The 11,857-nt window shown below is 62.9% G+C and carries 9 protein-coding genes; all 9 read right to left on the reverse strand.

Features of this window, described 5'->3' with window-relative positions; translation table 11 throughout:
* Window positions 1–13: 13 nt before the first annotated feature.
* The 9 genes from KF708_16405 to KF708_16445 all read right to left on the reverse strand — a co-directional run bounded on the left by KF708_16405 (window position 14) and on the right by KF708_16445 (window position 11,762).
* Complete coding sequence (locus KF708_16405; protein ID MBX3414270.1) at window positions 14–1,588, reverse strand: hypothetical protein; 1,575 nt, start codon at window positions 1,586–1,588, stop codon at window positions 14–16.
* Window positions 1,589–1,594: 6 nt separating this feature from the next.
* Complete coding sequence (locus KF708_16410) at window positions 1,595–2,740, reverse strand: hypothetical protein (protein MBX3414271.1); 1,146 nt, start codon at window positions 2,738–2,740, stop codon at window positions 1,595–1,597.
* Between the two features lie 91 nt (window positions 2,741–2,831).
* On the reverse strand, window positions 2,832–3,242 hold the full coding sequence (locus KF708_16415; GenBank protein MBX3414272.1) for a hypothetical protein: 411 nt from the start codon (window positions 3,240–3,242) through the stop codon (window positions 2,832–2,834).
* Between the two features lie 53 nt (window positions 3,243–3,295).
* Window positions 3,296–4,567, reverse strand: a complete 1,272-nt coding sequence (locus KF708_16420; protein MBX3414273.1) for a hypothetical protein — start codon at window positions 4,565–4,567, stop codon at window positions 3,296–3,298.
* 381 nt (window positions 4,568–4,948) lie between these two features.
* On the reverse strand, window positions 4,949–5,755 hold the full coding sequence (locus tag KF708_16425; protein MBX3414274.1) for a hypothetical protein: 807 nt from the start codon (window positions 5,753–5,755) through the stop codon (window positions 4,949–4,951).
* Between the two features lie 141 nt (window positions 5,756–5,896).
* The gene (locus tag KF708_16430) at window positions 5,897–7,036 is read right to left on the reverse strand and encodes a glycosyltransferase family 2 protein (protein ID MBX3414275.1); all 1,140 of its coding nucleotides are present in this window, start codon (window positions 7,034–7,036) and stop codon (window positions 5,897–5,899) included.
* Between the two features lie 54 nt (window positions 7,037–7,090).
* Window positions 7,091–8,629 carry a lipopolysaccharide biosynthesis protein gene (locus KF708_16435; protein ID MBX3414276.1) on the reverse strand — a complete coding sequence of 513 codons (1,539 nt, stop codon included), beginning with the start codon at window positions 8,627–8,629 and terminating at the stop codon, window positions 7,091–7,093.
* Window positions 8,630–8,814: 185 nt separating this feature from the next.
* A complete protein-coding gene (locus KF708_16440; protein MBX3414277.1) occupies window positions 8,815–10,086 on the reverse strand; it encodes a terpene cyclase/mutase family protein in 1,272 nt (423 codons plus the stop codon).
* A gap of 2 nt (window positions 10,087–10,088) precedes the next feature.
* Window positions 10,089–11,762, reverse strand: a complete 1,674-nt coding sequence (locus tag KF708_16445) for an HlyD family efflux transporter periplasmic adaptor subunit (GenBank protein MBX3414278.1) — start codon at window positions 11,760–11,762, stop codon at window positions 10,089–10,091.
* Window positions 11,763–11,857 lie beyond the last annotated feature (95 nt).

Genomic DNA, 11,857 nt, shown 5'->3' on the forward strand with positions numbered 1-11,857 from the left:
CGTAGCCCTCGCGTCATTTCACCCGGATCGCGCCGCGCGGCGTCGTGAGCGGCGCGCCCAGGGCGCCCAGCGCGATTCCACACAGCGCAGGCAACACCACGAGCGTCCACGGAAACGGTCGTCTTGGTGCCTCCACTCGCGAGTACGCGCGCGAGATCAACTCCTCGAAGAAGTCCAGCCCACCTGGGGTCTGTGAGAACTCGTCGGTGTCGCGGTTGTGGATAAGCGTGCCGGGAGGTGGAACGAAAACGAACGCCGCGTCGGTCACGTCGTTCACGCGGTACGATTGCACGCGGTGTACGACGTGATGCGCGAGGCCCCGATGGTAGCGTTCAATTTCGTAGGGCAGCCAGATTCTGGCTGCCACCTCGCGGTAATCGCGAAGCTCGCACGAGACCTCGGAATCCACGCGATTCTCGGCGAAGAACTGCCGCCGCATGAGCACGCCCCGTGCGGCGTCGATCCATAGGCAATCTTCGCCGGCGCGCTCGACGACATGGCAGGCAGCGCCTTCGATCATCGCAAGCGCCGGCGCGATGACGTACGCCGGATCGCCGAGTACGTCGCGGAGGAAATAACTCTTGCCGTTCTCGAGGCACAGCGGCTCATTCTCGTCGCCTCGCGGCCACCACCCCGTCGCCTCGAAGAACATATGTCCCGTGATCTTGTCGGTATAGGGCGCCTCGACGAAACGGCGCGACACTTCGTACACGCGCCAGTGCGGTTGAAACACGTTCCACTCGTCGCGCGTGCGAATCTGACGCCACGACCGCGGGTCGTCCTCCGGCGCAAGCTCTCCGTGGGAGCTCTCGACCATGCGTTGCACTCCCTTGACCACGAGCGTCGTGCGGAGTCCCTCGCCATCACCCGAGACGTGCCGCGAGTCGAACTCGACCACCAGGCTGTCGATGCGGTTCCAGTGCTCGGCGACCGCTTGCGCGAGCGTCTCTTTCGTGTGCGTGGGCGGCGCGGCCGCTTCAGCCTCGCCAGACGAAATCAACGCGCCGGCGACGAGCGCGCGCGAGAGCAATCGACCTTGGCGAGGCAGGAATCGCCAGCAAACGACGGCCACGCACGCTCCCACCAGTACGCTGGCGGCCGCCAGCGGGACGCTCCAGCGCTGAAATGCGGGCTCGACAAAGGCCACGTATCCGCTCCAGTCCGCCTCGAACTCGGGCCAAGCCACAGAGCGCGTCTCCGCAGTGGTTCCGTCGAGGTACGTTACTCCGGAGTCGTCAGCGCTCAACACAACGACGTAGTGCCCGGTCAACTCCCCCTGCGCCGCCACCCCTTCAAAATGGACGATCGCCGGCATATCAAGCAATCTGAGCCCCGCGACATCGGTCCGGCCAATCGCGAGATGCACGCCGAGCGTCGCCGTGTGGCGCGCAAGATCGGCCAACGAGACGGGTTGACCGCTAGCAAGGAGCGCATCCTGCAAGGCGACATAGTCCGACTCGACTCCCTTCGAGCGGAGCAGCGCGTACAGGCAATTCGGACCGCAGCAATTCTCCACACGCCACACGAGATCGTCCGGCGCCGCCACGAGCGCGGCGGCGACGATACCGAAATGAGCCAGATTCGTCATGTGAATTCACCAGGAGGGCCTGCGGCGCAGCCACCACCGCGCGACCAGAACGATTCCCAACAGCAGAACCGCGATGGCGTTCGCCACAAGCAGGAAGTTCAAGGGAGACTTGGCGATCCGTGCCGCGCCGGGTCTCGCACGGCTGGCGCGAGCGATCACCTCGTCGAGTTGCGCCTGGTCGGCCGGCTGAACGTAGCCGACTGTTCTCCCCTCCAGCGGTCGACCGGCGGAGTCGGTCAGGGCCCGAGTTTTGTCGTTCACCCATTCGCCCGGTTCGGGCTCGATGCGGAACATCGCCTCCGCGAGCGGGATGTTGTGCCGGAACTCAGTGATCTTGTACTCGCGCTCGTACAGAGGTTGCTCCCAGAATTCCGGCGGATCAAACGACGATCCGAAGGTGATGGTGACGACGCGCATCGGAACCCACACACCGGGAACGACTTGTCGGTGGCCGCTGGCGCGTACCTCGAACACCTTTTTGCCTTTGGAATAGCCCTCCCGCTTGCGGACTGCGAAGCCCAGCTTGGGGTCAAGCCACAGTCGCACTCGATCGGACGACAGCAAAACACAGGAGTGTCCGTCGCACTCCGCTTGCCCTTCGCTGCGAAACTCGTACTTTTCGAGTAGTGTCCGCAACCGGTATGCACGCCGATCTTCGTGCGCGACCGGAGCACTGGGCAGATCGAAGGCGAGCAGGACGAAGTCCAGGGGCTCGTTGTTGAAATAATTCGGATCGTTCTCCGACGCATCCGATATCCTCACAGCGGTCCTTGTCACTCCGCCGGTTGTGAGGCGTGTCGACTCGCGCCGGGTGAATCGTTCGCCGTCGAACGCCCACAGGTTGACCCCCGTGTCAAATTCGTCTGCGGCGCGGAAACGAACCCTTCTCAGGCGATCGAGCGCCGCGGTCACCTCGCCGCGAAACATGGGCATGTGAACTTTGCTCGCGCGTTCCAGGTCGGTGAGCGAGACAAGTGGCTTGCCCAGGGCAGTGTACTTGTAGCTGTAGTTATCGAGCTCCGCATAAGCACGACCGTACGCGCGGAGGATCTCATCGAGATCTTCTTGCGGGTCGTCGGCGATTCCCCGGGCGCAAGCCGCACAAACGGCGACGCCGACGAGAAACGAGATCACGCGAGCCATGGAAAACATCGAAACGTACCCCCGTGGCCTCCAAGCGCGTGTGGCGACGTGCTCTCATCGCCACACGAGCCCGAGGATTGCGAAGCAAGTCGTCGCTCCGTTAGAGACCAAGTGCATCCTTCTTGCAATTCGTGATGGTATAAGGCGCCCCGGCAATACTGCATGCGCTTTCGCTGCATACGTCACATGACGTGCCATCGGTCCCAACTCCGACCCAGTCTCCCGGGATGTCGTAGCCGCCTTCGTCCTTTTTCTTACGGAGTTTCGTGTACTTGACCGTCGCACATTGTCTCTCTTCCCCACCGCACATCTGTGTCTTTTCTTCACAGTGGACGTCACCGTTCTCCCACTGGTACCCATCGCACTCGCCGCCGCCGTGGATGGATGCCGCCTCTTCGAGGTCCACCAGCGCCACTGCGTCAGACGGCGTGGCCCAGGCGAAGGTAATAGATAGAGATAATGCCAAGAGTGCTACGCTCGCCAACGCCACACCGATGCGAAACTTCATCATCACGCCCTCCGTTTCAATAAGCAGCACGAGTTGCCAAGAACCAAGAAACGCCACTAGCTCCCTGGCGTTGTCGCCCCCTCCTTTCGCGCGCCGGGGTCAATTGCTCTGTCCGCCGACGAGACAACCGGCGCCGCGCGCGACAGCGTGAGCACAACACTCACGGCGTGCGTTGCCGGACAGTAGTTGTACCGCACCCACCCGGGGTGTTTCGCTCGCTCTCCGAGAAGTTCCGCGAGCGCGACGGCCGCGCGCGTGAGCATTTCGCGCGTCGGCTCCCGCCATTCGAGCGGACAAAGCAAGAGCCATTCGAGCAGGTGGCCCGTGGCCAGGACCGTGTCGAGACGGCTAAGGTCGCTGCCCCACTTCACGCGCCGTAGCGCCGTCGGATCCTCGGCGTGCCAAAGCGGAGTCCACAATCCGTCGGCCTGCTGGGACCTAGCCGCGCGATCGAACTTGCTTCGCAGAAAGGCGAGGAGCCGCTGGCGGCACGCCGCGGACAACACTGGCGACTCCTGATCGACTCGCTGGAGCACGCTGAGTGAAATTAAGGCATGTGTACCCGCGCAGGGCGAATCGCTCAAGTCGCGTGCGAGCAGCTCTTCCGCCAGGTCGTCAAACGAAAAACGGCGCCCAAAGCGGTTCGTCCACGTCGTTTCTGGGGAAACGTACAAAGCAAGTGCGACGGCGTCCCAGTAGATCTCCCCTTCAAGCTGGAAATTGGCCACCAGGTCGGCCAGCATGTCCGCCACCGTTGCTGGTCGCCCATCGCCTACATCGAGCGAGTGGGATAGCGCCACGCCGAGCCGCGCTAGGGTAGCGAGCACCTGCCCATGGTGCGACTGCGAGTGTCCCTGCGGCGTGGAGAGAAGCGATTCATTTATCTCGGGCACACGAACGCCGTATCGCGTGCGCACCAGCGAGTGCCCGTGTGCGTAAAGCCTATTTGCAGACTGTACATCAAGCAAAACGTCGAGACAGCGAACCGCCCGCTCGTCATCGGGGATGGTAATGGTCAGGTCGCCGCCGAAAACCTGCACCGCGTGCAAGAGCGTCGAAAGCGACACGTCAACCGCGGGATCGGGCCGCAGCGATTCGCGGAGCGCCTCGCGTCGCTCCGCCGGCAAGTCGAACAGATCGCGTTGCGGCGCGGAGTAGATTCTTTGAACGAACTCGCCGAACTCTGACGGCACGCTTGCGCGTGCGAATGGCGGCGCGACGCTCGACTTCAAAGCGCCTGGCGCGATGCCGGCGAGCGCACCGCTCCGCCAGGCCACAATGCCCAATAGCATCGCCACCATCGGCGACGCGAAAAGAATCGCGCGCATCGTTCGATCCCCGAAACCACCCTGCATGGTTCCCCAACGCTAAGGACCAATGCTAGCCGTTTCGGGGGGGGGGGGGGGCAAGAAAAAAGTTAAAAAATTGTGAAAGTGTTTTGCTCCTGGCTCGGCAAGGATCGAATAGTAACTTTGATCGAGAATGAAAATGAATATGCCGACGTGTGTGGAAATCCCAACGCATGGCTGGGTACTATCAGGCTGCTGAAAAAGTCAGCAGCCTGATAGGATCGCCTGGATGCGATCACAAAATAGCGACGGAAGTCGTTCTTTTGCGAGCGGTGCGGAGTTCAACTCCGCACTTCGCGAGGCTGAAAAAGGCCACGACGGACCTTTTTCAGCAGCCTGCTAGATTCCCCGCGATCCTCTCTAATCCGCGGTGTGCCCCTGCGCCACCGGCAGCGGAAAACGATAGACCGTCGAATGCGGTCCATCCTCGGGCAGTGCGAGGATGCTCTTCTCGAAGAACGTGAATCCCTCGCGGCCGAAGGTGGTTCGTGGCGACTTGAGATGCCCTTCGAGCAGGTAGCGTCGCACGGGCTTCCACGTCGCAATGTCGATCACATCGACTACTCCCCGCGGGACACCTTCGACCTTCGTCTGGCCGATGCCCCATAGTTGTCCGTCGTGCCACTCGATGTCTTGCCAGGCGATGCCGGTTTCGTTGGGCGCGGTCGCCAGTAACTTGCCCGACAGGTCGAACGTGTAGATCGTGCGGCTGTCCCAGTTCACGGCGTAGACGCGCTCGCGGCCATCCGTCGCCACAGCGCCGAGATGGTCATCGACGAGAAACGCACCGCGCTCCTCAAGTGTCTCCGCATCGAGGCGCAACACCGTCCCCTTCGATTTGGGCCGATATTCGGCCAGGGCCACCCACAGCTCATCGCCGACGAGCTGCATGCCGCCGGAGTGGATCTGTGCCTCGCGCGTCAAGTCACGCTCGACGGCCACCTTCCCCGTCGCTCGTTCAACACGGTAGAGGTATCCCTTACGTGCCGCGCGATCAACGCTCGAAATCCAGAACGAGTCGCCTGTGGCCGCCAGCCCCTGCACGTGGTGCGTCGCGTGATCGATCGGCCACGACTCGGTCACGGAGAGCGCGATGCTCGGCAACTCGGGCACACGGTCGTCGCATCGAGCATCAGACGATGTCGTCAGATACAGACCGATCACCATCAAGAAACACATCCACGGCGACCGGCCGGGGCCGACATTGATGAAGTTCAGCATAAAGGAGCGACCCAGGACGGGGGTTGAAGTTGCGCGATCGCATTCTAACCCGAGTCTGAAGTTGTTTCCTTAGCGACAACGGCACCATTACGGGGTCAGGGCGTGATCGGGTTCGTTCGCCTGCTCGTTCGTCGGTTGTTTGGCGACCGCGGCTGTCCGATCGGCGTGACGCACGTACTGCAACCGATCGTAGAGCCGCCGCGGCAGAAGGCTCAGCGCCAGCAATGCCCCCAGGCGCGGTTGGAAGGGGTGCAGACGCAGGCTTTGCAGCAGGTGCTGGCGGGCAGCACTCCGTTGTCCCGCGCGCAGCTCCTCGCGCCCAGCCCAGCCGAACGAGCCCGCCATACGGCGTCGCACTTGGGCTGGCGTCAGTCGGATGCGTCCCTTGGCGCGTTCCAACCACGACTGCACCGTGCGCAGATTTCCCTGCGCGAAGTGCAGCGCCAGATGGGGCGCCGTGATCTGATCGGGGGCGCCCACTCGATACAAGATGCTCGACACGTCGAGAAACGCCACCGGCCCGTGGTAGCTGGTCGTGAGGTGATACTCGTAATCCTCGCCGGCGAAGCGGTGCGTCTGATCGAACCCGCCGACGAGCTGCAGCCGCTCGCGGCACATCAGCACGGTCGACGTGTGGACGAGATTCCCCAACAGCATCTGCGAGAAGATATCGCCGACGAAATACTTGCGGCCGGCAAGTTGTGGGGGGGCGTCGGGCCATAGATCGGCCAGCCGGCCGCTGCGTTCGAAAAAGTCGTTCGTCGGCAGCTCGCGGTACGCGGCGTAAAAGTTGCGCAAGTGGGCCTCGTCGAGACAGCGGCCATCGTCATCGATCGCCACCATGTCGGTCCAGACCATGCCCACCTCGGGAAAGCGCTTCAGCAAGCGGACCTGCGCTTCGAGCTTCCACGGCAGCCAGCAATCGTCGGAATCCAAGAGCGCAATGAACTCGCCGCGCGCGTGGCGCAGGCCGAGATTGCGCGCGGCCGAGACGCCGGCGTTCGGTTGATGGAAGTAGCGCACGACTGGCCCGAAACGTGCGACCACCTCGCGAGTCGCATCGGTCGATCCGTCGTCGGCCACCACGATCTCGACCTGACGATAGGTCTGGTCGAGGACGCTCTGAATCGCGCGGTCCAGAATGTAGCCGCGCTGATAGGTGGGAATCACCACGCTCACCAGCCCCGGTTCGCCAGGGCCGGCACCAATCTGGCTGTTGTCATTCATCGGGAGACCGTTCGCTTTCGTACCACGTGGAAAGTATCGAACACAGAGTGGAACTCACGCATGCACGGCGACACGTTCGCTGAAACGCCGTGGCAGGAAACGAGCGCTCGCGGCATTCAGCTTGTCGCGCAATTGTTGTTTTTCTTGCGGGTCGAACACGAGATGCGTCGTGGCGGCCACGACGACCAACGCCCCCAGCGCGGCGGCCGTCGCCAGCGGCGGCGCGAGCAACACTAGCGGCAACACCAGCACGCCCACCAGGCGTGCCTCGATGGCCAGTCCACCGATACGGCTCAACCAGACGATCGTCACGAGCGCAATTTGCGCACTGATCATGGTGGCCAGCGTCGCGCCGACCAGCTCGTAGCGGGGGATCAAGATGGCCGCCAGCGCCAGGTTCGCCGCTAGCCCCACGCCCCAGCCCGCCGCGGTGAACCAGACGCGCTCGCGGCACAGCACGTACGAACGCAACATGTAGTGGGCCGAAGCGGCGATCATGGCCATCAACACGAACTCGAAGATGGCCAGTCCCTGCCCCGACGTGTCGTCGAACACGGTGACGAGCAGGAAGTGCTTCATCGTCACGAGCAGGTAGGAACCGAAGACGAGCATCAGCACGACGAGCTTCGTCGACAGGCGCACCAGTCGCTGCGCGTCGGCGTCGCGACCATCCTCGTAGAGGTGTACGATGTGCGGCAGGACGAGGATGCTGATCTGCACGGCCAGCGTCAGCAACGGCAGGGTGATCATCTCGACGATGTAATAGCTGCCGATCTGGGCTAGGCGTTCGACCGTTTCGCCGGCGCCGTCGTGAACGAGCAGCCAACGATCCACGACGCGCCACAGTTCGGACAGTCCACCGGCGCTCCAAGTGCCAAAGGAATAGATCAACATGGGTCGCCAGATGGGCTCGTTCGCTCCAGCGGCCGGACTGGGGGACAACGTGCGCAGGTAGACGTACAAGAGCCAGGTCTGGGGCAGCATGACGACCACGGCGCTCAGCAGATAGGCCCAGGCGCTACCGATCGCATCGTCGCGCCACAGGAGCAAGACGACGGCCCCCAGCAGGGCAAAACCGATCGATTGGCCCATCTGTACCAGCGAGTTGATCCGCGAAAGGCGCAACCCCTGGAACACCCCCTGCACCAGGTTCGTGGCCACGAGCGAGAACGTGCCCAGGGCCGTCAGCGCCATCAGCGTGATGCGCTGCGAATCGTCGAAGAAGAATCGTGCCAGGGGGGACGCAAAGATCATGCCCACGAGACATGCCGCCACGCCCACGCCCAACCCGGCGACGAGCGTACGGATGAGAAAGCTGCGCAGGCGGCCTTCGCGCCGGTGGCGCTCGACGTAGCGGCTCAGGGCGCCTGGCAAGCCCAGTAGTAAAAAGAACGAGACCACGGAGATGGCGTTGTAAGCCAGCGACCAACTGCCCAACTCCGCGCGATCCATCCAGCGTGCGAAGAAGACGCCACGTCCCAAGCCGGCGAACCGTGCGACGACGGTCAACAGGATGCCCAGGGCAATCGACGTGGCCAGCGATTCGGGCGCGAGCCAACGCTGTGCCCGGGCAGAGGGTTGATACGGCGTCATGGCGAGTGGTCTCAAGATGACCGCGCGCAGGGGGATCCGCGCGGCGATAAGAAACCATAAGTCACGATTCCGCCCGGTATTGACGAACGTGCCGGCAGCAGGGCCGGCCGCGGCTGACGATTCAGCAAGCTTCGTCCGGCCGGCCTAGAATCGGCACAACCGCTACCAGAGAAGCCCCGGCAAGATCAGCTCTTCGCCTCGCCACGGCAGCGCACCAGGGTCATCAGCGCAAAGGCAGTGCCGTACTGCTGGTGGTAGTTGTAGAGGGGATAGTCCCACCACGAGCCGTCCTTTTCTTGCAGCTCGAGCATGAGCTTCGTCATGTGATCGCGATACTCTTGTCGTTGCGCAGGGGGTAACAACTCGATGCACATGGCGCCATAGAAGTGACCGTAGTAATAGAAATAGCCCGCCACGGCGAACCACGACTCGTGCGGGATCGGTCGCTTGCGGCCGATGCTGAGCCAACCGTTGCGCGCGAAGAGGCGATCGAGCCAGACGGCGATGACCTGATCGGTGATGCTCTGGTCGTTCCAGATGCGCAGCGCGGCGTTGCAGGCTTGCGAGCGTCCCAGGCTGCCCCCCGGGCGGTTCACCGGGTGCATCGGCACCCACTTGAGATACTCGCCATAGAGGTACGAGAAATCGGGCTTCTGCTGACGCAGAATGGCCGCAATGCCGCGGTCGACGGTGCGCTGCTTCGGCTCGACGCCAATCTGCCGCGCCTCGTGCATGGCGATCAGCACCGTGGCGGTTTGAAAGCTGGTCGCGTCCGTGCCCGGTTTTTTTGAACCGGTGCGAAAATCGTAGTAGCCCCAGCCGCCGTCGACCGACTCGAAGCGATCGAGATAGTCCAACTGCGATTCGATCAGCGTGCGAATCTGACCGCGGCGGACTTCATCGCCGGGCACGCGATCGTACATCTTCACGAGCGCCGAAATGGCATAGGCGTGCCCCCAGATGTTGTAGAGCGCATCGGGGGTCGCCCGGCGCAAGCGCAAGAGTTGATCGAGCAGCCATTGCTCGCCCCGCTCGAGCGCAGCGATCGTGGCCTCGTCCGTGCGGCCCGTCTCGATCAACGCCGTAATGCACATCGAGGTAACCGCCGTCCGAAAGGCGTGGTGGGCGCCGGGCACCGGGGCGTAGATGTTCAGTTCCTTCGTGTTGCGTGCCGATCCCCAGGAACCATCCTTGTTTTGATCCTCGAGCAGGAACTTGATTCCACGATTGATGGATTCCTCGAGCAGGGCCGGATCCGTTGGATGTGCCGGCGCCAGCTTGGGGACATTCTCCAGCAGCGGATTCTCGGTCATCTTGAGCGGCGGGGTGACCGGCTTCTTGGCCGTTACTTCGTCCGCTTCTTCGGCCGCAGCCACGCCCGCGATCCAACAGCACGCCACGATCGCGGCGGCGCGCGCCACTACCCATGCTCCGGCATTCGTGCGCAGCGACTTCATGTCTATTCGCCCTTTGCAGGCTCAGGCTTTTCGAGCAGGATCTTTTCCCCTGCGGCCAGACCGCCGACGATCTCCGTGCGGTCGCCGCTCACCTTGCCGACGGTCACGTCGCGGCGTGCGTGTTCGCCATCTTTCCCGACGACCAGCACGTAGCGATTCGCATCGTCGAGATCATCGGTGAAAAGAGCCTTCGAAGGCACGGCGATCGCTTCGGCCTGCCGATAGGGCACGAGCTTGACGCTGCACTGCATGCCTGGCATGAGGGCCTCGTGCCCCGGACCCAAATCGACCGTGACGCGGGCGTCGAAATGCCCCTCGCTCACCGGAATCGGCGAGATCCGCGAAACCGCCGCCACCAGCTTCGTGTCGGGAAAACCCGTCGGCACGGCCCGGCCCTGCTGACCAATCGCGACCTGCGCGAGCTCTTTCTCTGGCAACTTGGCACGGACGAACATGGGCCGCGGCACGACGATCGTCATCAGCGCCTGCTGTGCCGAGACGTTGCCCCCGCGGCGGATTTGCTCGGCCATGCCGCTCGATCCACTCCATTCGCCACGTATCGGCCGCCCGTAGTACACCACGCCATCTTCGGGGGCGTAGATCTCCATCAGGCCCCGATCGTGTTGCAGCTTCGCATACCGTTCGTCGGTTTTCGATTGCTCGTAGCGCAGCTTGGCCAGCTCCAGCTTCTTGCGGCCCAGCTCCATCGGCGTTCGCGACTGAATCCGCGCCAACTTGATTTCGGCCAGACGCGCTCCGAGACGAATCGATTCGTCTTGCCGGGGGATCTCCTGCTCGATGGTCCGGGCATGTTCGATTTTCGCGCGTTCGAAGTAGAAGCGCGCCTGGTCGACTTGCTCGCGCTGGCGTTTGAGGATGATCTCTTCGGTCTCCTCGGTCAGGTCATCGGCGGCGTACATCTTATCGAGCTGCTTGAGCTCTTCTTCCGCGTTCTCGACATACTGTTTCGCATAACGTAGCTGGTAGTCGTTGCTCTTCTCGTAGTACGCGCGGTCGATATTCTCCCAGTTCTTCAACTCTTGCGTGATGAGTCGCGCCGACTGCTCGGCCACTTCCAGCTCGAGGGGCGATTCTTGCTCGAGATGCTTGAGCTCGTCTTCGGCTTGCTTGATCGCCAGGTATGACAACTCGCGATCGTTCTCCATGTCGCGAATGGCCCAGTCGATATTGCGGGGGTCGAACTTGAGGAGCACGTCCCCCTTCTTCACCAGCGTGCCGGCCTCGACCGCCGACTCGACAACGAACTCACTCCACGTCTCGGGGCGCAGCACGATCTCGCTCGTCTGAATCGCTTCGAACACGCCGTCGAGGGATACTTCGACCTTGAACGGCTCTTTCGTGACGGTGTACGTCGCGCCGGCCGGCTTTTTCTTCTCGTCGGTCTTCGGCCGAGTGGCCTCTTCGGCCGGTTTTCCCTCGTCGGGCTTCGCCTCTGGCTTGGGTTCGCCTGCTTCGTCGGCCGGCTCGACGACCGGTTCGGCCTTGGTGGGCTCGGCCGCAGGAGTCCCCTCGGCCGGGGCGGCGATGGGGGCCTCGGGATCGGCCTCGCGCACCACCTGATAACCCCAGCCAGGTCGCGCCCAGGCAAATGAAATGATTGCTGTTGCGCCGATCGCGCACCACAAGTTGCGATGCGCGCCACGAGAAAGAGACATGTTGGGTTCCTCTACCTGGTACGAGAGGGCCTATTCACTGCTCGGCAAGTGTACGTCGCGGGACGAGACGCAGCTTTTGGAGTTGCGTCTTTCGA

The sequence above is a fragment of the Pirellulales bacterium genome (genome assembly GCA_019636335.1).
In the GTDB taxonomy this organism is placed as follows: domain Bacteria; phylum Planctomycetota; class Planctomycetia; order Pirellulales; family JAEUIK01; genus JAHBXR01.